This is a genomic window from Candidatus Contendobacter odensis Run_B_J11 (assembly GCF_000531125.1).
Taxonomy (GTDB): domain Bacteria; phylum Pseudomonadota; class Gammaproteobacteria; order Competibacterales; family Competibacteraceae; genus Contendibacter; species Contendibacter odensensis.
Window position 1 is genome coordinate 1 of sequence record NZ_CBTK010000085.1, and the last position, 22188, is coordinate 22188.

Annotated in this window: 23 protein-coding genes and 2 pseudogenes; 18 read left to right on the top strand and 7 right to left on the bottom strand. The window is 58.4% G+C overall.

Going from position 1 to position 22188, the window contains the following annotated elements:
• From BN874_RS25005 to BN874_RS07125, 12 genes and pseudogenes are all read left to right on the top strand, one after another.
• Positions 1 to 384 (top strand): annotated as a pseudogene (locus tag BN874_RS25005) (methyl-accepting chemotaxis protein); the annotation flags it as partial.
• Between the two features lie 9 nt (positions 385 to 393).
• On the top strand, positions 394 to 681 hold the full coding sequence (locus BN874_RS07075; protein ID WP_034431762.1) for an STAS domain-containing protein: 288 nt from the start codon (positions 394 to 396) through the stop codon (positions 679 to 681).
• A 125-nt stretch (positions 682 to 806) separates the two neighbouring features.
• Positions 807 to 1169 (top strand): response regulator, encoded by a 363-nt coding sequence (locus BN874_RS07080; protein WP_034431774.1) that lies wholly within the window; start codon positions 807 to 809, stop codon positions 1167 to 1169.
• A gap of 6 nt (positions 1170 to 1175) precedes the next feature.
• Positions 1176 to 3200 carry a chemotaxis protein CheA gene (locus BN874_RS07085; protein ID WP_034431763.1) on the top strand — a complete coding sequence of 675 codons (2025 nt, stop codon included), beginning with the start codon at positions 1176 to 1178 and terminating at the stop codon, positions 3198 to 3200.
• Positions 3201 to 3207: 7 nt separating this feature from the next.
• Complete coding sequence (locus BN874_RS07090; RefSeq protein ID WP_081756215.1) at positions 3208 to 3777, top strand: chemotaxis protein CheW; 570 nt, start codon at positions 3208 to 3210, stop codon at positions 3775 to 3777.
• A gap of 5 nt (positions 3778 to 3782) precedes the next feature.
• Entirely contained in the window at positions 3783 to 4619 is an 837-nt protein-coding gene (locus BN874_RS07095) for a CheR family methyltransferase (RefSeq protein ID WP_034431764.1), read from the top strand.
• 10 nt (positions 4620 to 4629) lie between these two features.
• Positions 4630 to 5286, top strand: a complete 657-nt coding sequence (cheD, locus tag BN874_RS07100; protein WP_051497535.1) for a chemoreceptor glutamine deamidase CheD — start codon at positions 4630 to 4632, stop codon at positions 5284 to 5286.
• A 4-nt stretch (positions 5287 to 5290) separates the two neighbouring features.
• Positions 5291 to 6382, top strand: coding sequence for a protein-glutamate methylesterase/protein-glutamine glutaminase (locus tag BN874_RS07105; protein ID WP_034431765.1), 1092 nt, complete (start codon positions 5291 to 5293; stop codon positions 6380 to 6382).
• Positions 6379 to 7425, top strand: coding sequence for a methyl-accepting chemotaxis protein (locus tag BN874_RS07110; RefSeq protein ID WP_051497536.1), 1047 nt, complete (start codon positions 6379 to 6381; stop codon positions 7423 to 7425). The genes BN874_RS07105 and BN874_RS07110 overlap by 4 nt, the downstream gene beginning before the upstream one ends.
• A gap of 192 nt (positions 7426 to 7617) precedes the next feature.
• Positions 7618 to 8115 (top strand): hypothetical protein, encoded by a 498-nt coding sequence (locus BN874_RS07115; protein WP_051497537.1) that lies wholly within the window; start codon positions 7618 to 7620, stop codon positions 8113 to 8115.
• Between the two features lie 64 nt (positions 8116 to 8179).
• Positions 8180 to 10048, top strand: a complete 1869-nt coding sequence (locus BN874_RS07120) for a hypothetical protein (protein WP_034431766.1) — start codon at positions 8180 to 8182, stop codon at positions 10046 to 10048.
• Between the two features lie 88 nt (positions 10049 to 10136).
• Entirely contained in the window at positions 10137 to 11132 is a 996-nt protein-coding gene (locus tag BN874_RS07125; protein WP_436967366.1) for a LacI family DNA-binding transcriptional regulator, read from the top strand.
• A gap of 2 nt (positions 11133 to 11134) precedes the next feature.
• Here BN874_RS07125 and rsxG read toward each other — a convergent pair whose 3' ends face one another.
• Genes rsxG through argF form a run of 6 tightly spaced genes read right to left on the bottom strand, consistent with a single transcriptional unit; the run spans position 11135 to position 16400 of the window.
• Positions 11135 to 11782, bottom strand: a complete 648-nt coding sequence (rsxG, locus tag BN874_RS07130; RefSeq protein WP_081756216.1) for an electron transport complex subunit RsxG — start codon at positions 11780 to 11782, stop codon at positions 11135 to 11137.
• A complete protein-coding gene (rsxD, locus tag BN874_RS07135; RefSeq protein WP_034431769.1) occupies positions 11779 to 12807 on the bottom strand; it encodes an electron transport complex subunit RsxD in 1029 nt (342 codons plus the stop codon). The genes rsxG and rsxD overlap by 4 nt, the downstream gene beginning before the upstream one ends.
• Before the next feature lie 6 nt (positions 12808 to 12813).
• Positions 12814 to 14295 carry an electron transport complex subunit RsxC gene (rsxC, locus tag BN874_RS07140; RefSeq protein WP_051497538.1) on the bottom strand — a complete coding sequence of 494 codons (1482 nt, stop codon included), beginning with the start codon at positions 14293 to 14295 and terminating at the stop codon, positions 12814 to 12816.
• Complete coding sequence (gene rsxB / locus BN874_RS07145) at positions 14292 to 14840, bottom strand: electron transport complex subunit RsxB (RefSeq protein ID WP_034431770.1); 549 nt, start codon at positions 14838 to 14840, stop codon at positions 14292 to 14294. The genes rsxC and rsxB overlap by 4 nt, the downstream gene beginning before the upstream one ends.
• A 4-nt stretch (positions 14841 to 14844) precedes the next feature.
• Positions 14845 to 15426 carry an electron transport complex subunit RsxA gene (rsxA, locus tag BN874_RS07150; RefSeq protein ID WP_034431771.1) on the bottom strand — a complete coding sequence of 194 codons (582 nt, stop codon included), beginning with the start codon at positions 15424 to 15426 and terminating at the stop codon, positions 14845 to 14847.
• Positions 15427 to 15479: 53 nt separating this feature from the next.
• Entirely contained in the window at positions 15480 to 16400 is a 921-nt protein-coding gene (gene argF, locus BN874_RS07155; RefSeq protein ID WP_034431772.1) for an ornithine carbamoyltransferase, read from the bottom strand.
• Between the two features lies 1 nt (position 16401).
• Between argF and BN874_RS24335 the strand changes: the two genes are divergently transcribed.
• The 3 genes from BN874_RS24335 to yihG all read left to right on the top strand — a co-directional run bounded on the left by BN874_RS24335 (position 16402) and on the right by yihG (position 17820).
• Complete coding sequence (locus tag BN874_RS24335; protein ID WP_154724791.1) at positions 16402 to 16557, top strand: hypothetical protein; 156 nt, start codon at positions 16402 to 16404, stop codon at positions 16555 to 16557.
• Between the two features lie 88 nt (positions 16558 to 16645).
• Entirely contained in the window at positions 16646 to 17140 is a 495-nt protein-coding gene (locus tag BN874_RS07160) for an NUDIX domain-containing protein (protein ID WP_034431773.1), read from the top strand.
• Positions 17141 to 17154: 14 nt separating this feature from the next.
• Complete coding sequence (gene yihG, locus BN874_RS07165) at positions 17155 to 17820, top strand: 1-acylglycerol-3-phosphate O-acyltransferase, YihG family (RefSeq protein WP_051497539.1); 666 nt, start codon at positions 17155 to 17157, stop codon at positions 17818 to 17820.
• Between the two features lie 122 nt (positions 17821 to 17942).
• On the opposite strand, the gene BN874_RS07170 is transcribed toward yihG, so the two are convergent.
• The gene (locus BN874_RS07170) at positions 17943 to 18359 is read right to left on the bottom strand and encodes a transposase (RefSeq protein ID WP_195912124.1); all 417 of its coding nucleotides are present in this window, start codon (positions 18357 to 18359) and stop codon (positions 17943 to 17945) included.
• A gap of 377 nt (positions 18360 to 18736) precedes the next feature.
• Here BN874_RS07170 and xth point away from each other — a divergent pair, with 377 nt between their 5' ends.
• The 3 genes and pseudogenes from xth to BN874_RS25465 all read left to right on the top strand — a co-directional run bounded on the left by xth (position 18737) and on the right by BN874_RS25465 (position 22094).
• Complete coding sequence (xth, locus tag BN874_RS07175) at positions 18737 to 19513, top strand: exodeoxyribonuclease III (protein WP_034431783.1); 777 nt, start codon at positions 18737 to 18739, stop codon at positions 19511 to 19513.
• 16 nt (positions 19514 to 19529) lie between these two features.
• Positions 19530 to 19940 (top strand): annotated as a pseudogene (locus tag BN874_RS25460) (GDP-mannose 4,6-dehydratase); the annotation flags it as partial.
• A 132-nt stretch (positions 19941 to 20072) separates the two neighbouring features.
• Entirely contained in the window at positions 20073 to 22094 is a 2022-nt protein-coding gene (locus BN874_RS25465) for a GDP-mannose 4,6-dehydratase (RefSeq protein WP_420886113.1), read from the top strand.
• Positions 22095 to 22188 lie beyond the last annotated feature (94 nt).

The window sequence follows — 22188 nt, forward strand, 5'->3', positions numbered from 1 at the left end:
GGAATCGAACAGGTCAACAAGGCCATTTTGCAAATGGATCAAGTCACCCAGCAAAACGCTGCACTGGTGGAACAAACCGCTGCCGCCAGTCACGCCATGGGCGATCAAGCCCAGGAACTGCAAAACCTGATGGGCTTTTTCACGCTGGATGAACACGGGGGCACCACGAGCAGGATAGCGACTGCATCGCGTTCGGCGGCGGGTCCAGGAACACACTCCGGCGCCTCAGCCAAGCCCGCGTTATCCAAGCCACGTTCAGTGGCCAAGCTGCACTCCGGCACCCGTCCCGCGCCGGCCCCATCACAACCCGCCGCCCGGCGCACGCCGGTCGAAAGAAAACCGACCACTACCGCTTCCAGTTCCGAGGAATGGGAAGAGTTCTAGGAGACCCTGATGGCGATCATTGAATGCCAACCTGATCTGGATATTGCCGCCGCCGCAACCCTGCACCGACAACTGCTGGACGCGCTGCAAACGCAACAGCCATTGGAAATTGACGGTCGAGCGGTGCGCAAGATTCATACGGCGGTACTACAGTTGTTCTTGAGCCTGATGAACGAGGCCAAAGCGCGAGCGGTGCCGGTACACTGGCGTAATCCCTCGCCCGCGCTGCTGGAAGGCGCACGGTTGCTCGGATTGGCTGAGCCGTTGGGGCTTGAACCGGATGCCGGGAGTCGCTAATCATCATCCCGGCGAAAGCCCTGAGATCATGGTTTTTATGCCGGCTCTGAACACTGTTTACGAAAACGCCCCCTCTCCCCGCTGGAGAAGGGGCAATAGCATTTAAGGCAATGGAGATTTTCAGTATGGCGAAGATACTCGTGGCGGATGATTCCGCCTCCATGCGGCAGATGGTGGAATTTACCCTCAAGGAAGCCGGTCATCAGGTGGTGGTGGCGGAAGATGGGCAGGCAGCGCTGAATCTTGCCAGAGGGATGACAGCGGATCTGGTCATTACTGATGTCAACATGCCCAATATGGATGGCATCACCCTGATTCGGGAACTGCGGGCGCTGCCGGCCTTCAAGTTCACTCCTATTCTTACCCTGACGACCGAATCCACCACCGAGAAAAAAATGGAAGGCAAGGATGCTGGCGCTACCGGCTGGATCGTCAAACCCTTCAATCCCGAAAAACTCTTGATGACGGTCAACAAGGTGTTGGGATAACGCGCCATGGCCATTGACATCGGGCAGTTTGTCCAGACCTTCTTCGAGGAAAGTCTCGAAGGACTGGACATTATGGAAGCGGGTCTGCTGGCTTTGCCGCCCGGTGCGGTGGATATGGAGCAGATCAACACCATTTTCCGGGCCGTTCACTCTATCAAGGGCGGCAGCGGCACCTTCGGCTTTCAGGACTTGACCGCGTTCGCGCACGTCATGGAAACCCTGCTGGATCGAATGCGGCAAGGCCAGATGGACGTGACCAGCGAAGCCGTGAATACGCTGCTGGAATCGGTAGACTGTCTCCGGGAAATGCTGGTCGCGGCGCGGGCCGGTGCAGCGGTAGACAATGACCGGGTTGAACACTTGCGCGAGCGGCTGCACCTGTTGTTGAATCAGGTTAATGTCGCAGTGAGTGAACATACGGCATCGCCCTCCCCTGTTTCCCCAACCACCACCCCGCCGACCGGCTGGCGGATCAACTTCCAGCCTCATTCCGACTTGATGCACAACGGTAATGATCCGGTGCGACTGTTCCGCGAGTTGTCCACCTTGGGCGAACTGACGGTTCGATGTGATCCCCGCCAGTTGCCGCACCTGGCAAAGTTGAAGCCGGAAGACTGCTACCTGTCGTGGGAACTGGAACTGCAAGGCACCGTCTCGCATGAAGAGTTGGTGGAGGTCTTTGCCTGGGTCGAGGACGATTGCGATCTGCGCATCGAAGCGCTGGCAAAGGAACCGACCGCCTCCAATCCCGTAGTCGCTCGGACACCCGGTGAAGAAGGACAACAGGGCGAGTTGTTACTCGAACGCCGTAAGAGTGAGGATCGGCGTCAGAGTGATCGACGAGGACCAGCGCCTGCCGACACGGCATCGATCCGGGTCGGTATCGACAAAGTGGACGCCGTGATCAACCTGGTGGGCGAGCTGGTAACCACCCAATCCATGCTCAGCGTGCTGGGGGTTGATTTCGACATGAGCCGGCTGGACAAGCTGCACGAGGCGCTGGATCAACTGGATCGCAACACCCGCGATCTCCAGGAACACGTGATGCGGATTCGGATGATGCCGGTCAGTTCCGTATTCAGCCGCTTTCCGCGCATGGTTCACGACATCAGCGGCAAACTCGGCAAGCAGGTGGAGCTGCGGATCAACGGCGAGCAGACCGAACTGGACAAGACCGTCATCGAAAAAATTGGCGATCCGCTGGTGCATCTGGTGCGCAATAGTCTGGATCATGGCTTGGAGCCACCTGCGGAACGCCTCGAGCAGGGCAAGCCGGAAACCGGGGCGATCATGCTCAACGCCTACCACAAAAGCGGCAGCATTTTCATCGAGGTTGGTGATGATGGCCGGGGACTGAATCGGGACGCCTTGTTGCGCAAAGGGTTGGATGCGGGCTTGCTCAAGCCCGGCGAGGACTACAGCGACGAACAGATTCACGATCTGATTTTCCATCCGGGACTGTCTACCGCCGCGCAGATCAGCGATGTATCCGGGCGCGGCGTCGGTATGGACGTGGTGCGTCGCAATATCCAGGATCTGGGCGGCAGCATCCAGATCGGCAGCCAGCGCGGGCAAGGCACCCAAATCACCATCTGCCTGCCATTGACGCTGGCGATCCTGGACGGCCAATTGGTGAGCATCGGCCAGGATTGCTACATTATTCCGTTGCTATCCATCGTCGAGTCGGTACAGCTTCGCGCTGGATCGGTCAATCGGGTAGCCGGTCGGGGTGAGGTGTTGCGGTTCCGTGGCCAGCATCTGCCGATCCTGCGCTTGTATCAGATGTTCGGCGCGGAAGGCGCAGTCACTGATTTGGAAAAAGGGCTGCTGGTGGTGGTAGAGGCCGATGGCCGCCAGGTTGGACTGTTCGTGGACGATTTGCAGGGCCAGCAGCAAGTGTCGATCAAATCCATGGAAAAAAACTTCCGGCGGGTGCCCGGCGTGTCCGGCGCGACCATTCTGGGGGACGGACGGGTGGGACTCATTCTCGATATCTCCGGACTGATCCGGGTCAACAACGCAGTGACGTGAGGGTGTGATGATGGAGACAAAAAATACTGAATTAGCCACCACCTTGGGTACGCGCAGCCTCAAACGCGACATTCTGGCGGAAGGACTGCAATACCTGACCTTTAACCTCGCCGGCGAAGAGTACGGGATCGATATTCTCAAGGTTCAGGAGATTCGCGGCTGGATGCCGGTCACCAAGGTGCCGAATGCGCCGGTGTTCGTGCGTGGTGTGATGAATCTGCGCGGAGCCATTGTGCCGGTGATCGATCTGCGGTTGCGATTCGGACTGGAGGCGGTCGAGTACACCAAGATCACCGTAGTCATTGTGGTCACGGTACAGTCGGACAGCGGTAGCCGGATCATCGGGATGGTGGTGGACGGCGTATCGGATGTGTTAAATGTCAATGCTACCGACATTAAGCCCTCGCCTGATTTCGGTACAGCGGTGCATACCGAGTTCATCAGCGGCTTGGTGACGATTGAAGCCGGAATGGTCATGTTGCTGGACGTGGATCGGTTACTGAGTATTGATGAAATGTTCGCGCTGGAAGCAGTACGGACCACCGAATCGCGTGGCGTTGCCATGCTGGCGGCGTAACCGCCGTGGCGAGTGGCGAGTTCGAGTTTTCCGACCAGGATTTTCAGCACATCCGTCGGATCATCAACGAAGTAGCGGGGATTTCGCTGGCCGATGGCAAGCGTGAACTGGTGTACAGCCGGTTGTCCCGCCGCTTGCGCCAACTGGGGCTGCGGCGATTCGAGGAGTACTGCACCCTGCTGGAGAGTGGCAACGATACTGCCGAGTTGAGCGAATTCGTCAATGCGCTGACCACCAACCTGACCTCGTTTTTCCGGGAACCGCACCATTTCGATTTTCTGGCCGGCGAACTGTTGCCAACCTTGACCCGGGAGCGCGGCTTTGCCAATCGGCGGCTGCGGATCTGGTCGGCGGGTTGCTCCACCGGCGAGGAACCCTACACCATTGCGATGGTGCTGCGGGAAACCCTGCCGGCGGTGGGTTGGGATATAAAAATTCTGGCCACCGATCTGGATTCCAATGTGCTGGCTACCGCGCAACGGGGTATTTATGACTGGGATCGGGTTAAGGATTTGTCCGAAGCACGGCGGCGACGCTGGTTTCTCAAAGGCTGCGGCGCCCAGGAGGGTCAGGTTCGGGTCGCGCCAGCGTTGTGCGACTTGATCACCTTCCGGCGGCTGAATCTGATGGAAGAATGGCCGATGCGCGGCGCTTTCGACATCGTATTCTGTCGCAATGTCGTGATTTATTTCGATAAACCGACCCAGCAAGTCTTGTTTGATCGCTTCGCTGATCGGCTGATCGAACAGGGGCATCTGTTCGTGGGTCATTCCGAATCGCTGTTCAAGGTGACTGAACGCTTTGCGCCCTTGGGCAAAACCATCTACCGACGTTGTATTTAGGCGAATCCACATGGCCGCAGTCCTGCGCCCTTCCCATCGGTTGAAACATCTGCGGATCGCGGAATTCAGCCAGATGGGCAGCTATTGGGATCCCATCCAGAATATTGAAGTGGTGCGGATCCTGGCCGGCGAGTATTACGCCACCCACTGTGACGAAATGATCACCACCGTACTCGGTTCCTGTGTGTCGGCGTGTATTCGCGACACCGTAGCCGGTATTGGCGGGATGAATCATTTTATGCTGCCTGCTGAAACCCGTCCGGGCGGGATACCGGGGTATCGCGGTCTGAGTTCCGATACTGCCTACGGCGGTTATGCCATGGAGCGGCTGATCAACTGCATTCTCAAGTACGGCGGTCGGCACGAAAATCTGGAGGTGAAGGTATTTGGCGGCGGGCGGATCATGGGCGGCATGACCGATATTGGTTTACAAAACATTGAGTTCGTCCGCGCCTATTTGCACACCGAAAATTTGGCGGTGGTGGCCGAGGATGTGGGTGACAACTTTCCCCGGCGGATGGCCTATTTCCCGGCAACCGGCAAGGTCTGGGTCAAGAAGCTGCGCAATATCCGCAATGAGACCATTATCAAGCAGGAAACCGCTTATCTCGGCGAAATCCGGCAACAAACAGCCAAGGGCGGCGACATCGAACTGTTCGGGGATTAAGGCGATGGCAAACGATAAAATTAAAGTGTTGATCGTCGATGACTCGGCGCTGGTTCGCCAGATTCTGACTGAGATGCTGAACCGGGATCCAGGGATCGAAGTAGTGGGATCGGCGACGGATCCTTACGCGGCGCGGGAAAAGATCAAACGGCTGAATCCTGACGTATTGACCCTCGATGTGGAAATGCCGCGCATGGACGGCTTGACCTTTCTGAGCAATCTGATGCGACTGCATCCGATGCCGGTAGTGATGGTGTCGTCACTGACCGAAGCGGGAGCGGCGGTGACGTTGCAGGCGCTGGAGTTGGGCGCGGTAGACTTCGTTACCAAACCCAAGGTAGATCTGGCGCATACCCTGGATGATTACGCTCTGGAAATCCGCGAGAAGGTCCGGGTTGCGGCTCGCGCCCGAATTCAAGACCGCTCGTCCACCTCGATCAGACCGGCACCGGTAGCGGAAAAATTCTCGGCCGATGTGATCCTGAAGCGCGAGGGTCAGCGAAGGCCGTTCAAGACTACCGACAGCATTATTGCGATTGGCGCATCGACCGGCGGTACCGAAGCGATCAAGGAAGTGTTGATCCGTATCCCGCTGGATTGTCCGGGCATCGTCATTACCCAGCATATCCCGGAGGCATTCAGCGGACCGTTCGCCCGGCGGATGGATTCGGTGGCTGCTATTTCGGTCTGCGAGGCCCAGGACGGTCAGCAGATCATTCCCGGACATGCTTACATTGCGCCCGGCGACCGGCATTTAATGGTGGTGCGCGACGGCGCCCGCTATGTCTGCCGCCTGAACGATGGCCCGCCGGTCAACCGGCACCGGCCCAGTGTGGATGTCCTGTTCCGGTCGGTGGCAGAGAATGTTGGCCTGAATGCGGTAGGTGTAATTCTGACCGGGATGGGTGACGACGGAGCGCGGGGGATGAAGGAAATGAATGTCGCCGGAGCGCCCACCATCGCCCAGGACGAGCAGACCAGCGTGGTTTGGGGGATGCCCGGTCAAGCGGTGAAGCTGGGCGGGGTTGATAAAATCATGCCGCTGGAAGCGATCCCCGCCCAGATTCTGCGGTTTGCAGAGGAACGTTCCCGATGAGTGGCGGTGGGCGCGAGGGGCGCGAGGAGGAATTGCTACGAGTCACCACCGACGTGCTGGGCGCTCTGCTGGACGTGCTGATGCTGAATGACAACCGGGTTCACGAGGACATTCGGCGCGGCAAAACCATTATCAGTGATGCCGTGGTCAAGCTGGGCGAGAGTTTTAATGGCCTGAACAAGCAGACTCGCACCCAGCAGCAAGTGGTTGCCACCTTAATTGATGAAGTCTCGCAGGATCATGGCGGCGCACATTCCAGTCGCGCCAGTGTCCGGCAAATCGCTGATGGCATGTCCGCCATTATGGGCCGGTTCATGGATATGCTGGGCGAGGTGGGTACCCAGAGCAGCGGCGTTATTGCCAAGATGGAAGCGATGACCGAGGTGATGAATCAAACCTTTTCGCTGCTGGCCAAGGTCGAGATGATCACCAAGCAAACCAATTTATTGTCACTGAACGCCTTTATCGAGGCAGCCCGATCCGGTGAAGCAGGCCGGGGGTTTCAGGTGGTGGCTTCGGAGATGCGCAATTTGTCGCAGGGTTCCGCCAAGCTGAACGAGCAAATCCGGGTTCAGGTTGATATATCCAAGAAAATTGTCAATGAAACCAGGGAGGTTGTAAACCAGATGGCGATGCGCGATATGAACGCGCTGTCCGATGCTAAAGACGATGCCGATCTGCTGTTCGCCAAACTGGCTGATATGAATTTGCATCTCTCGGAAAATTTGGGCCAGGTGTCCGAAATGACTCTGGGCATTGACCGTAGTGTCGGGATGGCGGTGCAGTCGTTGCAGTTCGAGGATATTGTGGGTCAGTTGCTAACCCATGCTGAGCGGGAAATGAGTGAGCAAGAGCAGGTATTAGGTGATGTCTGTGGGCGCTTGCAGATTTTTGTTGATACCGCTCGGGGTGGACGTGATGCCTGGACGGCGCTGCACCATCTCGGTAATGGCTTGCAGGCGTTGCGTGGCTCGGCAATGTCACAAAAGAGTACGACGGTATTGCAACAATCCATGGAAGAAGGGGATGTTGAGCTGTTTTGAGTGGTGCGGTGACCTCTCAGTGGACCGGCCAGCACGGTTGGGTGGCGAAAAATCGCAGGACTTTCGCTTTCCGTCATTCCCGCGTAGGCGGGAATCCAGTAAGCCGCTGAAAAGCCTGGATACCCGCTTTCGCGGGTATGACGAATTTACCGGTTTAGCGAAAGTCCTGAATCGAATAGAGCGGAGGAGGCAATGATGCGGGTAGCGTGGATAGTGCGAGTCGCTATGGCGGCTCTGTTGATGGGAGCAATGAACCCGATCGGGGCGTGGGCGCAGGACGCTCGCCCGGATGCACGCCTTCAGTTTTCCAGCTTCTCGGTTGGCTTGCTGTTCGGCTATAGCCAGGGTGAGGGGACGCTGGACTTTGCCGGTCAGCGGTATCCATTCACGGTATCGGGCATTAAGCTGGCGACGGTCGGCATTAGCCGGGTCAGCGCAGTGGGTCAAGTTTATCGTCTGCGTGAAGTGGCCGATTTGGCCGGACGCTATATCGCGGTCGAGGGGGCGCTGACTCTGGTTCAAGGTGGCGGCAACGCGGTATTGCGCAACGAAAAAGGCGTAACGATTTACTTGCAAAATCTCCAACAGGGCCTTGAATTGACGCTGGGCGGTGGCGGCCTTTCCATAGCGCTGACCGATCCAACCGAGAAGGTAATTCCGGCAGTGATGGAAAATGCGTCGGCCCGCTGAGGGCGCGAGCGATTTTGCCCGTCGGTGCGGGAGGCACTACCCACGATGAAGAGGCGCGGCGGTGATGATGGAACAGGTTTTTCTCGGCAATAGTTCGTTGGCGGGAGTGCGGGAGATGGGCGGCTTTGGCCAGCCACTGCACCTGCTGTATCCGCAAATCCGGGCCGTGCTGACCAACGAACTGGGGCCGGAAACGGCGAGCATGCTGGCCGATCCGGTGGTGGATCGCACCGGCAACCGGATTGACTGGTACACCCAGGGCGACCCTGATCATCCGCCGGTTGGCTTGAATACCCTGCCCGACGACCAGCGCCAAACCGTTCTCAACCGGATCGAAGATTTTCTGCGACGCGGGCGGGAACTGGCGGAACGCTACACCGCTTCCGCCGATCCGCGCCGGGTCCAATTGGGCGCGCTGTTGCAAGCGGCGCTGCATCCACCCGCCGAGACCGATATTTTTCTAGTCCACGATCGGCCGGTGATCATCGGTTGGGCGTTCGCGCTGGATCGGCCTTGGGACATCGTGGCCGGTTCAGAGCGCTGTCCAGCGTCGCCGCTGACGGAATCTGCCACCGGTGCGCCGCATGATGGGGCATTGCCGGACACCACTATGCCGCAACTTGCGAACGCCGCTGTGTTGGAGGCAACTCCGCCAGCCGCCGAACCGCCCCCAGAGTTGCCGCCACCGCTACCCGCGCCGTTGCCGAAACCGGTGATGTCGCCGATCCAGGCAGAATCGCCGCCATTGTCCGAACCGGTGGCAACGACGGTCGCGGTTGATCCTGTGCTGGAATCTGCGTCGTTGCAGCCGGATGGTAGTGGCCGATCACGCTGGTGGTGGTTACTAATCGCACTCGTCGTACTGCTGGCCCTGCTGGCGGCATACTGGTGGACGAAAAGTCGGTCGTCGCCGCCGATAATGTTGCCAACGCCGGGGAGGGTGTCGGCTACCGATCCAGGACGCGCTTCGACTCCAGTTAAACCGGTAGATGTTCAACCCCCCGTTATAGTGCTACCTCCTGCGGTAGATCAGCGCACTCATCCCGAACCCTCGCCGCCAGCTCCGGGATCGGCTCCGGTCATCGAGTCTGCCGTTCCCAACTTAGAGCGGGCGAGCGCAATTCCGCCCGTACCGACTCCACCGGCGGCAGGCGGGCGCCTTGAAACGACGCCACAGTTCAGCCATACCCCCGCTGGCGAAACCGGTGCTGGGCGCGACGCAAAAGTATCTGCGCCTGTTGATCAGCGCAAGGATCAACAGATTATTCTCAGTAATGACCGCGCTGCGGGCGGCCCGCAACCGGCTGCAGAACAGCCACCTGCCGCAGCATTGCCGCTGGACAGTTCTTCTCCCAAAGTCACCGTTACGCCCCCGGCCCTTGCGTCCCGGCCACCCGTCGCTGGCGAACAGCCCAAGACGCTGGAAGAAGCGTTGGGAGGAGAACCCGTGTCCGCTGCATCCTCCCAACGGCAACCACTGGCTGCGCCGCCGATCAAGGCGGATCCCACGCCCGAGGAGCGCCGGGAATTTGCCAGCCGGATGTCCGCAACCGGCGCGGCGACCGGCGAAATCACCGCAACGCTGTTATGGAACAGTCCGGGTGATCTTGATCTGGTAGTGCGCTGTCCGTCCGGTCAGCCCCTCGATTACCGGAATTCGTCCGGCTGCGGGGGTACGCTGGACGTGGATGCCAACGCTGCCCGTACCAGCCTGAGCCAACGGCCGGTAGAAAATGTGTTCTGGCCGGCGGGCAAAGCTGCTCCGGGCAACTACCAAATCGTGGTGCGTTATGCCCCGCGCAAGGACGAGCAAAATCCTGGGGAGACCCCGTTTCAAGTGCGATTGATCCGAGGCGGCCAAGAGTCGGTGTTCAAAGGCGCGATCCGGCCCAACACGCAGGTGCCTATCACGACTTTCACCGTCGAACCTTGAGGAACTCATTTTGAACGGGCAGGAGCAGAGTCAATTCACGCTATAGTCATCCTGCCCAATAAGAGTGCCATAGCGAACCCAGAGGGCAGTGCCTTTGGCAAGGATCAAAGAGGTTGCGGCACAGGCCAAGGTATCGGTGGCGTCGGTGTCGCGGGTTATGGCGGGCCATGCCGGGGTCACTGCGGCAACCCGTCAGCGCGTGTTGGACGCCATCAAGGCACTGGATTACCGACCGGATTTGGCGGCGCGGCGGTTGCGCTCACGCCGCACCGACACGGTTGGGCTGATCGTCTCGGATATTCGCAACCCGTTCTTCACCGAGGTCAGCCGTGCGGTCGAGGATGTGGCTTACCAGAACCGGATGCGGGTCATTCTCTGTAACGCCGACGAAGACCCGGAAAAGGAGGCGCTCTACCTCGACCTGATGCAGGACGAAAATGTCAGCGGGGTGATTCTATCGCCTACGTTACCGACACTGGCCCGCTTCCGTCCGAGTGATTATTCGTTTCCGGTGGTACTGGTTGACCGCTGCGACCGTGATACCGCTGCGGATGCGGTGGTACTGGACAATGTGGATTCGGCGTACCGTCTGACTTCACATCTGATCGAACAGGGTCACCGGCGGATTGCCTTTATTTACGGTGCGACCAGCGCCACCGGTCGGCAGCGGCATGAAGGCTATGTAACTGCAATGGCGACTCACGGACTGGAAACGCTGGCTAAAGCGGTGCCGGCTACCGTCGAGGCCGCTCGCAACGCTGCTGGCGAATGGATCAGCCGGCGGTCATTGCCCGACGCGCTGGTGGCCAGCAACGGCTTAATCCTGCTTGGCGTGACGGAGGCGTTGCAGGCAGCGAAATTGCGGTTTCCCGATCAGATTGCATTGGCCGGGTTTGACGACCTGCCCTGGACCCGGCTGGTGGAACCGGGCATCACCGTCATCGCCCAGCCGACTTATGACCTCGGGCGAGCCACCATCGATCTGTTGTTGCAACGGATCGCCCAGCCCGCACAAGCGGTGCGGCGAGTGGTATTACGCGGGGAACTGCGGGAACGGGGATCGAGCGCGAAACGGAGGGCGTAGGATTATTCTTTGACGGGCGCTGCCAAAGCGGGCGCGAGCAACAGTTCGCGATGGGTTTGGACATACTCCAGAAATTTGCGGGTGGCCTTGACCACCGCACGTGGGGTAATGGTCGCACCGGTAAACTGGTCGAACACACCGCCATCCTTTTTGACCTTCCAGCCCTCCGGCGGCGGATGAGTCAACGATTTGCCCGCAAAGCTCAAAATCCATCGCGACCGTTTTTGTTCGATACCATCGCCCAGACCGGGCGTTTCCTTGTGTTCCAGAATCCGCACTCCCGCCAGAGTGCCGTCTGCATAAACCCCTATTAACAAACGGATCGGTCCACTGTAACCGTCCGGCGCGACCGGCGTAGCGAACAGCGCCACTGGCTGGCCCTTCTTGCGCGCCCGGTAGACGGTGACGGGCTGGCTGGTCCCCAACCCCTCCGGTGCGACCACTTCGATCCGATCCTCAGTGATGCGATTATCGTAGCGATCCGGCGGCAACAACTGATTCAGGCTGGCTTCCAGCGCCGCCCGTTGCGCCTCGGCGATCAGGTCTTGGGTGCTGCTGTAGGTGACCACCACCAGCCCGGTGCCCACTATGGTGAAGCCCACCAGGATCAGCGCGGCGACGCCCATGCTGCGCACCAGGTTCTTGATCATCGCTGCCGCGCTCCAAACACCCGGGGTTGGGTATAAAGGTCAATAGTAGGTGCAGCGATATTCATCAGCAGCACCGCAAACGCTACCCCATCGGGATAGCCGCCAAAACCGCGAATGATGTAGACCAGCATACCGATACCCGCGCCGTAAATCAGCCGACCGCGTGGGGTAGCGCTGGCGGTTACCGGATCAGTTGCAATGAAAAACGCGCCATAAACCGCCGCGCCGCTCCACAGATGAAGCCACGGCGGCGCATAGTGCTGCGGATCGACCAGATAAAACCCGGTCGCGATCACCGCCAGCCCGCTTAACATGCCGACCGGAATTTGCCAGGCGGCAGCGCGGATATAAACCAGCCACAATCCACCTGCGAGAAAGCCCAGCGTCGCCCATTCCCAACCGTGGCCGGCAACGATGCCAAACACCGGGCTGTTGCGAATCTCGGTCACGCTCAGGCCCAAACCCAACTGGGTACGCAATACGTCGAGCGGAGTGGCGCCGGTCAATGCATCCAGGCTGATCGGCGCCGTGCCGAATATTGCCTGCAGTGTTTCCAGCAGAGTCAGCGTGTGCGGCTGTCCCAAGCCATGCGGGATCAGCCAGGTACTCATCTCACGCGGGAACGAGATCAGCAAGACTACATAACCGACCATCGCCGGATTGAACGGGTTATAGCCCAGCCCGCCGTACAGATGCTTGGCGACGACAATAGCTGACAAGACGCCGATCACGGTCAGCCACCACGGCGCCAGCGGCGGCAATGCCACCGCCAGTAGCCACGCCGTGACCACTGCACTGGTATCGCCCAAGTGCGACGCCAGTGGCTTACTGCGCATTACCAGCATCGCAGCTTCCGCCAGCAACGCTACCACGGTCGCCAACACCAGATTGACTCCTATGCCCCAGCCGAAAAACCAGATCAGCGCCACAATCCCGGGCAGCATGGCGTACAACACCCGGCGCATGATCAAACCGACACTGGTTTCCAGCAGAACATGCGGCGAGGTTACGGTTCGGAAACGCATCAGTGATTATCCATTCCGCTCACTGATCCCAGTACCCGGCACCACCACAAGTTCAGCGCGGGAGGGTGGCGCTTTCTGCCGCAGTTTCGCCTCCCGTTCCTGTTTCTCACGCTCCAGCCGTTCCATCCGCGCCCGATGCCGTTGCCGGGCCAGTTCTGCCTGCTGTTTCTCCTTCTCCCGCGCCCAGATTTCATTCTTGGCATAGCGGTAATACTGCACCAGCGGAATATGGCTGGGGCAGACATAACTGCAACAACCGCACTCGATGCAACTGAACAGGTGATGATCCCGTGCCTTGTCAAACTCTTTAGCGCGGGCATACCAGTACAACTGCTGCGGCAACAAGTCAGCGGGACAGACATCAACGCAATCGCCGCAGCGGATACACGGCATTACCGGCTGCTCTAAAGTAAGCTCACGGGCACTGGCGGCGAGGATGCAATTGGTGGCTTTGGTAACCGGTACATCATCCCGATGCAGAGCAAAACCCATCATTGGCCCGCCCATAATCAGGCGCTCGACCCCATCACTATAACCGCCGCATTGGGCGATCAAATCGGCAAATGCAGTGCCAAGCAGCGCATCTATATTTTGTGGATGGGCCACTTGGCCGGTCACCGTGACGATGCGGGAAATCACCGGTTCACCGTGATTCACCGCCCGGTGCAAGGTATAAGCCGTAGCCACATTGAAGCATTGCACTCCAATGTCGGTAGAGCGGCCATTTACCGGTGCTTCTTTGTTGGTGAGCAGTTTGGTGAGTTGTTTGGCACCGCCACTGGGATAACGAGTCGGCACCGGACACACCTGATAACCGGTGCCTGCACACGCAGCGTTCATCGCCGCAATGGCTTCCGGCTTGTCGTCCTCAATCCCGATCAACACCTGATGTGGATTGAGGACATGAACCATGATGTGAATGCCGGCGACAATTTCCGCCGCCCGCTCGCGCATGATGAGGTCATCGCAGCTCATCCACGGTTCGCACTCAGCTCCGTTCAGGATTAAATGATCCAGCCGCTCACAATGACCGCTGAGGTTCATCTTGACCGCGCTGGGAAATACCGCTCCACCTAACCCGACCACTCCGGCATTGCGGATTGCATTTCGCAGATCGCTGGGATGCAGGCGGCGATAATCCAGCGGCTTGCGTTCGATCCAGTGGTCCTCGCCATCGGTTTCGAGGGTCACGCACCAGTCCGGCAAGCCGGACGGATGCGGCACTGGCTGCTGATCCACCGCCATAATCCTCCCGGAGGTCGGCGCATGAACCGCAGCGCTGACATAACCATCGGCTTGGCCGATCATCTGACCTTTCAACACCCGGTCGCCGGGTTGAACCATCGGTTTGGCGGTCGCACCCACATGCTGATGCAATGGCACCACCAAGCGCGACGGGAGCAGGCCGGGCTGGATCGGGCGCTGGCTGGATTCCGTTTTGTGGCGAACGGTCTTGACGCCGCCATGAAATGGAAACCACGCGCTCATGCCGCCTCGATCTCGGCGACCGGATAAGTCCATTTCCAGGTGGTAATAGTCGCGGCGACCGGTTCCATCTGAATGCAATCCACCGGACACGGCGCCAGGCACAGTTCGCAGCCGGTGCATTCCCTGGCAATGACCGTGTGCATGTGCTTGGCAGCGCCGAGAATGGCGTCCACCGGACAGGCTTGAATGCACAAGGTACAACCGATGCAACTCTGTTCATCAATGACTGCTACTCGTTTCGGTTGCTCGGCACCGTACTCGGCGTTGAGCGGCTTGGGATCGCGCCCCAGCAATTCCGCCAGTGCGATAATGCCGTTATTACCCCCCGGTGGACACTGGTTAATGTCAGCCTCGCCGGCAACGATAGCCTCGGCATAGGACCGGCAACCGACGTAACCGCATTGGCCACATTGACTCTGTGGCAGCATGGCCTCGATCTTTTCAACCACCGGATCGCCTTCCACCTTGAAACGCACTGCGGCAAAACCCAGCAGCAAGCCCGAAGCACCCGCCAGCGCACTCAGCGTAAAGATAGCCACTATCATGAAGTTACCCTCTGACCAGACCAGAAAACCCCATAAACGCCAGCGACATCAATCCGGCGGTCACCAAAGCAATGGCTGCTCCACGAAATGGCATCGGCACGTCTGCTACCGCGATTCGCTCACGCATCGCCGCAAACAACACCATCACCAGTGCAAACCCGACCGCTGCGCCGAAACCGTACAACGCCGAGGCAATAAAATTGTGCCGTTCCTGCACATTCAGCAACGCCACACCCAACACTGCGCAGTTGGTAGTGATCAACGGCAGATAAATCCCCAACACTTGATATAGCAATGGACTGGTTTTATGCACCACCATCTCAGTGAACTGCACCACTACCGCGATGACCAGAATAAAAGCAATCGTGCGCAGATAGTCCAGGCCCAGCGGGATTAACAAATAGGTGTCGGTCAGGTAGGCGCAAATCGCTGACAGAGTTAACACGAAGGTCGTCGCCAATCCCAGTCCCATTGCAGTTTCCAGTTTGCGGGAAACCCCCATGAATGGACACAGGCCCAGAAACTTCACCAATACGAAGTTATTGACCAGAATGGTGCCGATCAGAATCAGCGCATAGTCTTTCATGATAGGTGATGCTCAGACAGCAAGAAGATAAACCTGTTAGCAGGTCACTGGTGCTACGGTTTTTCATTCCCGCCCGGTAATAAAAACTCCATCAACGCTTTTTGGACATGCAAGCGATTCTCGGCCTCATCCCAAACCTGGCTTTGCGGCCCATCAATCACTTCGGCGCTCACTTCCTCGCCGCGATGGGCCGGCAGACAATGCAGAAAAATAGCATCGGGTTTGGCTTGAGCCATCACGGTGGTATTGACCTGGTAGCCGACAAAAGCGCGCTGCCGCTGGAGCTGTTCCTCCTCGCGGCCCATGCTTAACCACACATCGGTGGTGACCAGATCGGCATTTTCGGCAGCGGCCAACGGATCGCGCAGCAGCTTCACCCGACCGGCGGCTCGATTCAACAAGCCGGTATCGGGTTCATAGCCGGGCGGCGCAGCAATACGTAGTTGGAAATCGAACTGACAGGCGGCTTCGAGATAGCTATTGCACATATTGTTACCGTCGCCGATCCAGGCGACGGTCCGCCCGCGAATATCACTGCGATGTTCGATAAAAGTCTGAAGATCAGCCAGCAACTGGCAGGGATGATTGTAATCGGTCAAGCCATTAATAACGGGCGCTGAGGAACAGGCGGCGAAGCGTTCCAGCTTGGCATGTTCAAAGGTGCGGATCATCACCAGATCGACCATGCTCGACAGCACCCGTGAGGTATCCTCAATCGGCTCGCCCCGGCCCAATTGGGTATCGCGTGGCGACAGAAAAATAGCGCTGCCGCCGAGCTGTGCCATCCCGGCCTCAAAGGAAACCCGGGTACGGGTGGAGGCTTTCTCAAAAATCATGCCCAACACTTTTTGAGGAAACGGTGCGTAGCGCTCCCCGCGTCGATACCGGGCTTTCAACTCACTGGCGCGCCGCAGGACATGGTGCAATTCCGCAGGCGTTAAATCGAACAGGCTGAGAAAATGGCGTGGTTTCATTATGATTGCTTCGTTGGAGAAAGCCCGGATTACCGACAATCCGCCGAGTGGTCGCTACATCGGCTTGGGGAGGTTGGCCTGCCATGACCGGCAAGCCCGCTGCCAGCCGTTCGCCAAGAATCAAAACGGCAGCGCCGAACAGAGCTGCCGCATGTAGAAACCGTAGGTTAATTTTTTTAGTGGCTCGGTACAAGCCGATCTTTTGAACCCACCCAGGCGCGCCTGCCTACATTCAGGGATTATTCATGATCAAAGCCCACTTCTGTCCCCAATGCGGCAATCCGCTGCAATCCGCCGATGTAGACGGCCAATTTCGCCCACGCTGTGACGCCGCTGGCTGCGGCTATATTCACTGGGACAACCCGGTGCCGGTGGTCGCCGCTATCGTTGAAATGGACGGTGCAGTCATCCTGGCTCGTAACCGAGCCTGGCCGGAGCATATGTTCGGCCTGATCACCGGCTTTCTGGAAAAGAGGGAAACGCCGGATGCGGCAATTTTGCGGGAAGTGCAGGAAGAGCTGGGCCTGAATGCCGCCGCTGCCCACTTCATCGGCTACTACCCGTTCTTTGAGATGAACCAGCTAATCCTGGCCTTTCACGTCCCGGCGCGGGGCGAGATCGTGCTGAACGAGGAACTGGCCGCGATCAAACGGGTGCCAGTCGAACGGCTGAAGCCCTGGACCATCGGCACCGGCCCCGCCGTCCGCGACTGGCTGGCAAACCGCGCCTCCGCCGCCTGAGAGGTTCAGCCCTGATGCGCGCTGTTCTGCCTGCGCCGGTTCGCGCTGCCCTGGCTTTCTTATTGTTTATCCTCAATACCGTGCTCTGGTGTACGCTCTTCTACGCCGTACTGCTGCTCAAGCTCATCCTCCCGCATTCGGGCGGGCGCGCCTGTCTTTCGAGCCTGCTAATCCGGGTGGCTCAAACCTGGATCGACGGCAACAGCGCCATCATCGATTGGACTCAGCGCATCGAGTGGGACATCCAGGGTCTGGAAGGTTTACGGCGCGACGATTGGTATCTGGTCAGTTCCAACCATCAATCCTGGGTGGACATCGTGGTGTTGCAGCGGGTCCTTAATCGTCGCATCCTGTTCCTGAAATTTTTTATCAAGCAACCGCTCATCTGGGTGCCACTGTTAGGTGGCGTGTGGTTGGCGCTGGATTTTCCGTTCATGCAGCGCCACTCGGCGGACTACCTCGCCCAACACCCCGAAGCCCGCGATCAGGATTGGGAAACCACCCGCCGCCTGTGCGAACGCTTCCACGACACGCCGACCACGATCCTCAACTTCCTGGAAGGCACCCGCTTCCGCCTGGACAAGCACACCCGCCAGCAATCACCCTACCGACACCTGCTCAGGCCCAAATCCGGCGGGCTGGGTTTTGTGCTGGCGATACTAGTGGTTTGTCATGTTTGAATTTGTGGATAAAGCCGTTTGAGCTTGATGCGGGCATCGGGGGTCGTGAATTGCCAATCGACGCCCTTCTGACCGGTGTTACGCCGGGTTTCCCACGCCTGGGTCTCCTAGAGCAAGGTGTCTCAGTCGGGGATACGGCGGTCCAGGCATTGCCGGGTGAGGACACTGAGTTCCAGTTCGGCGATATTCAACCAACTCCCATGCGTCGGGGTGTAGTGAATCTCCAGACGTTGCGCCAAGCGCCGGGCGGTCTCCGGGGGGAAGGCGTCGTAGAGTGAGCCGAGTTTATGGGTGTTGAGGTTGTCACAGACCAACCGGACCCGCGAGGCTTCGGGATACTGGACCTCTAACAGGTCCTTGATCTCGGTCGCCCAGTCGACGGCCGTCCGCTGCGCGCGGACATGCCCATGGCGGCAGCCTTGTAAGGGTTCGGTGAACATGAAGATATTCGCGGTGCCATTGCGCTCGTACTCGTAATCTTCCCGTGGCGGTTGGCCGGAGCGAGCGGGTCTCCTGGATGAGTTGCACCGGTTGTTCATCCATGCCAATCCAGGGGATCTGCGGGTCATTGGGCTGGCAATAGGTATCCAGAAGGTCTTTCTCGTCTCGCTCCCGTTTACCTAGCGGGGCTAGCTTAGCATACCCTCAACCCCCTAAAAACTGGCATGACAGACCACTAGCACCATTGGTTGATAGGCCACGGCGGCCACGGCGGCGACAGCCTGGGTTTTGTTCGTCCATTCGAGATGCGGCATGGCAGGCGCAGGCGGGTTCCAAGTACAGTTGCCGCATTGTAGCCCGGACGGTCCAGGCTCCTACCGTTGCTTCGACCCTATCGCACCGCTTCGGCTCTGGCCCACGGCAAGAGCGCTATACTGGGATCATCATTCGGCGGGGGCGTTCGTCATCCATGAACATCAAAATTTCCACCTGGAATGTCAACTCGCTGAAGGTGCGCCTGCCGCAGGTACTGGACTGGTTGCGCGAACAGCAGCCGAACATTCTGGCGCTACAGGAAACCAAGCTCACTGATCCCGATTTCCCGACGCTGGACATCGCGAACAGCGGTTATCAAGTGGTGTTTGCCGGACAGAAAACCTACAACGGCGTCGCGATTCTCAGCCGCTTGCCCGCCAGCGAGATCATCACCGACCTGCCGGGAATAGACGATCCACAGCGGCGGGTGCTCGGCGCGACCATCGGCGGAATACGGGTGATCAATCTCTACGTTCCCAACGGGCAGGCGGTCGGTTCCGACAAGTACGCCTACAAACTGGCGTGGCTGGAGGCGCTGACCGGCTGGCTGGGCAATGAACTGGTGCAGCATCCCCGCTTGATCGTGCTGGGTGATTTCAATATCGCGCCGGAAGACCGCGATGTGCATGATCCCGCTGCCTGGGCCGGCCAAGTGCTGTGCAGCACGGCGGAACGGGCGGCGTTCCAGCGCTTGCTGGGGCTGGGCTTAACCGATACCTTTCGGCTGTTTCCGCAGGAAACGGGCAGTTTCAGTTGGTGGGACTACCGCGCTGCTGCATTTCGCCGCAATCTTGGCCTGCGGATTGACCATATTCTCGCCAGTCCGGTGCTGGTAGCGGTTTGCACCGCCTGTCAAGTGGATAAAGCCCCGCGCCACTTGGAACGCCCCTCCGATCACACGCCCGTGATCGCTGAATTCAATCTTGATTCTCATTAAATAAAGCGAGCCGTTCATGGAACATCGTCCTCATAACGTGTTGGTCACCGGTGGCGCCGGCTTTATTGGCTGCAATTTTATCCGTCACCTGCTGGCTACCGACCCCGAAATCCGCATCGTTAACCTTGATCTGCTGACCTACGCCGGTTCGCTGGATAATTTGCGCGATCTGCCCGATCCAGCGCGGCATCTCTTTGTAAAGGGTGATATTTGCGACCGGGCGCTGGTGGATCGGCTGTTGCGCGAGCATCAGATTGACACCATCGCCCACTTCGCCGCCGAGAGCCATGTGGATCGTTCCATTACCGGGCCGGCGGCGTTTGTGGAAACCAATCTAGTCGGTACTTTTAGCTTGTTGGAAGCGGCGCGGATGGCGTGGCTGGACGGGAAGACGGCGAGCCATTGCCGCTTTCATCACATCAGCAGCGTGACAGGCGACACGCCTGTCCTAGTGCGTGATAGGCAAACCGGCGAAGTAGCGTTGCAACCCATCGCCGATATCGAAGCGCAAAACCTGACCGAACTCGATATCCTCACCCTGTCGGATGATTACCAGGTCGTGTTTCATCCTATCGGCAACTTTATCAAGCATCCGGTCGATCTGGTCTATGAAATCACTTACAACGGCGGAGGCCGAATTCGGGCCACAGAGTCCCATTCAGTTTTCGTTTTCACAGAGCAGGGCATCGTTGCCAAACCATCCGGTGAATTGGCAATCGGCGACCAATTAGTCACTTTTGTCGGTGAAGGCGCACCCATTCGTCAGCCCCATGTTTTTGACCTGAGCCAGAAGCTCTCCGAGTATTGCTATGAGGGGCTGGATGCGGCGCTGGCGAAGCGAGAGCGCATCATGCAAACCGTCGCGGTCGGTGGAAGATTCTCCTATTCCGGCCTGCACACCGCACTGGCTCAGGATATCAATAGCACGACCGCATACCGCCTGTTCGAGACCTTGACGGCAGAGGGATTTTTGACCAAGAAAAACGGGCTTTATCAGGCCACTGCCGCGACGCTCGAAGATTCCATGCTTCAGGCCGAACGACAACGATGGCAACTGATGAAAAACAAGCTTCACATACCCTACGATACCTTGACCGTGACGCCGCTACTGATGGAAGTATTCGGCCTTTACCTGGCCGAAGGACACAGCGCCCGCACCCCGGCGGAAATGCAAAGCCCTCATCGGAATGTCACGTTCACCATTGGATTGAACGAAACCCGGCAGCTTGAGCTGTTGCGGCGCTGCGCCGACGAGGTTTTCGGTATTCACGCCTCGGTCGCCCGGCGATCCTCCACCTATCAAATCACTTATTCATCGCGTTGGGTTCATGCCTTGTTTGCCGAGTTTGGATGTACGGCGGAGACAAAGTATTTGCCTGGATGGATATGGTCCCAACCCAAAGAGTTCATCGTGGCTTTTTTCAAAGGTTACGAAGGAGACGCCACGTTGAAGCGCGATGGACGGCGCTATTACACGACGGTCAACCGGACGCTTGCCGAGAGTCTGTTATGGCTGGCTCGCCTCAACGATCTGAATGCGCTGATCAGCAGTCGTACTATCCAGCAGATCGCCGGCAAGGTTCCTCCGGGTATCACCGTCACTCGCAAGCGGGAATTCTACGATTTGCAAATCACTGCCGAGAGTGTCTGCGATCACGACCACGATCATTGGCGATCACCCATGGCACGCTGTATTCCCAGTGCATTCGTGAAGAACCTGTTGGGACGCCGGTCCAACGGGGGCATTCATGTTCACCACAAGCCATTGATCAACAAAAAGCAAGTGCAACGGCTGGCAGATACCTTCGAATCCATTCCTCCCGATCTCGCGGTGTTGCTCGATTCGCCGATCGGTGTCGCTCAGGTGAAAAGCATCGAGAAAATCGAGGGAACGACCATGGTCTATGACGTTTCGGTGCCGGGCAACGAAAAATTCTTCGGCGGTAACGTGCCCTGCCTGCTGCACAATACCGACGAAGTCTATGGCACGCTCCAGCCCGATGATCCGCCATTCAGTGAAACCACGCCGTATGCGCCGAATTCGCCTTATTCCGCTTCCAAAGCCGGTTCTGATCATTTAGTGCGGGCTTATTTCCATACTTATGGATTGCCGGTGGTCACGACCAACTGCTCCAATAATTACGGTCCGTTCCAGCACGGCGAAAAGTTTATTCCGACGGTGATTCGTTCCTGCTTATTGCAAAAACCAATTCCGGTTTATGGCGACGGCAGCAATATCCGCGACTGGCTGTATGTCGCGGATCATTGCCGGGGCATTGACGCGGTAATTCGTCGAGGCCAGTTGGGCGAGACCTACAATATCGGCGGTTGTAACGAATGGGCGAATCTCAATATCACCCGGTTGATTTGTACGCTGCTGGATCAGCGCCGCCCGGAACACGCGCCGCATCAGCGGTTAATTACTTTTGTGACCGACCGGCCCGGTCACGACTGGCGTTATGCCATTGCCGCCGACAAGATGGAGCGGGAACTTGGCTGGAAGCCGCAGGAAACCTTTAATAGCGGTATTGCGAAAACGGTGGATTGGTATCTGCAACGCGATGCCGCTGATTCTCTGTAGGAGCGCAATGACTCGGTGCGCGGCAAGCCCCGCTGTTCAGGGCGGGGAAGTCTTCTTTGTATATCTCGCAAAGCGCCGCTATAAAAATCCTATT

What these genes read in the sequence shown, in the direction of transcription:
- BN874_RS07075 (WP_034431762.1), top strand. Translation starts at nt 394, where the DNA reads ATGGCGATCATTGAATGCCAACCTGATCTGGATATTGCCGCCGCCGCA.
- BN874_RS07080 (WP_034431774.1), top strand. Translation starts at nt 807, where the DNA reads ATGGCGAAGATACTCGTGGCGGATGATTCCGCCTCCATGCGGCAGATG.
- BN874_RS07085 (WP_034431763.1), top strand. Translation starts at nt 1,176, where the DNA reads ATGGCCATTGACATCGGGCAGTTTGTCCAGACCTTCTTCGAGGAAAGT.
- BN874_RS07090 (WP_081756215.1), top strand. Translation starts at nt 3,208, where the DNA reads ATGATGGAGACAAAAAATACTGAATTAGCCACCACCTTGGGTACGCGC.
- cheD (WP_051497535.1), top strand. Translation starts at nt 4,630, where the DNA reads ATGGCCGCAGTCCTGCGCCCTTCCCATCGGTTGAAACATCTGCGGATC.
- BN874_RS07105 (WP_034431765.1), top strand. Translation starts at nt 5,291, where the DNA reads ATGGCAAACGATAAAATTAAAGTGTTGATCGTCGATGACTCGGCGCTG.
- BN874_RS07110 (WP_051497536.1), top strand. Translation starts at nt 6,379, where the DNA reads ATGAGTGGCGGTGGGCGCGAGGGGCGCGAGGAGGAATTGCTACGAGTC.
- BN874_RS07115 (WP_051497537.1), top strand. Translation starts at nt 7,618, where the DNA reads ATGATGCGGGTAGCGTGGATAGTGCGAGTCGCTATGGCGGCTCTGTTG.
- BN874_RS07120 (WP_034431766.1), top strand. Translation starts at nt 8,180, where the DNA reads ATGATGGAACAGGTTTTTCTCGGCAATAGTTCGTTGGCGGGAGTGCGG.
- rsxG (WP_081756216.1), bottom strand. Translation starts at nt 11,782, where the DNA reads ATGATCAAGAACCTGGTGCGCAGCATGGGCGTCGCCGCGCTGATCCTG.
- rsxD (WP_034431769.1), bottom strand. Translation starts at nt 12,807, where the DNA reads ATGCGTTTCCGAACCGTAACCTCGCCGCATGTTCTGCTGGAAACCAGT.
- rsxC (WP_051497538.1), bottom strand. Translation starts at nt 14,295, where the DNA reads ATGAGCGCGTGGTTTCCATTTCATGGCGGCGTCAAGACCGTTCGCCAC.
- rsxB (WP_034431770.1), bottom strand. Translation starts at nt 14,840, where the DNA reads ATGATAGTGGCTATCTTTACGCTGAGTGCGCTGGCGGGTGCTTCGGGC.
- rsxA (WP_034431771.1), bottom strand. Translation starts at nt 15,426, where the DNA reads ATGAAAGACTATGCGCTGATTCTGATCGGCACCATTCTGGTCAATAAC.
- argF (WP_034431772.1), bottom strand. Translation starts at nt 16,400, where the DNA reads ATGAAACCACGCCATTTTCTCAGCCTGTTCGATTTAACGCCTGCGGAA.
- BN874_RS24335 (WP_154724791.1), top strand. Translation starts at nt 16,402, where the DNA reads ATGATTGCTTCGTTGGAGAAAGCCCGGATTACCGACAATCCGCCGAGT.
- BN874_RS07160 (WP_034431773.1), top strand. Translation starts at nt 16,646, where the DNA reads ATGATCAAAGCCCACTTCTGTCCCCAATGCGGCAATCCGCTGCAATCC.
- yihG (WP_051497539.1), top strand. Translation starts at nt 17,155, where the DNA reads ATGCGCGCTGTTCTGCCTGCGCCGGTTCGCGCTGCCCTGGCTTTCTTA.
- BN874_RS07170 (WP_195912124.1), bottom strand. Translation starts at nt 18,359, where the DNA reads ATGAACAACCGGTGCAACTCATCCAGGAGACCCGCTCGCTCCGGCCAA.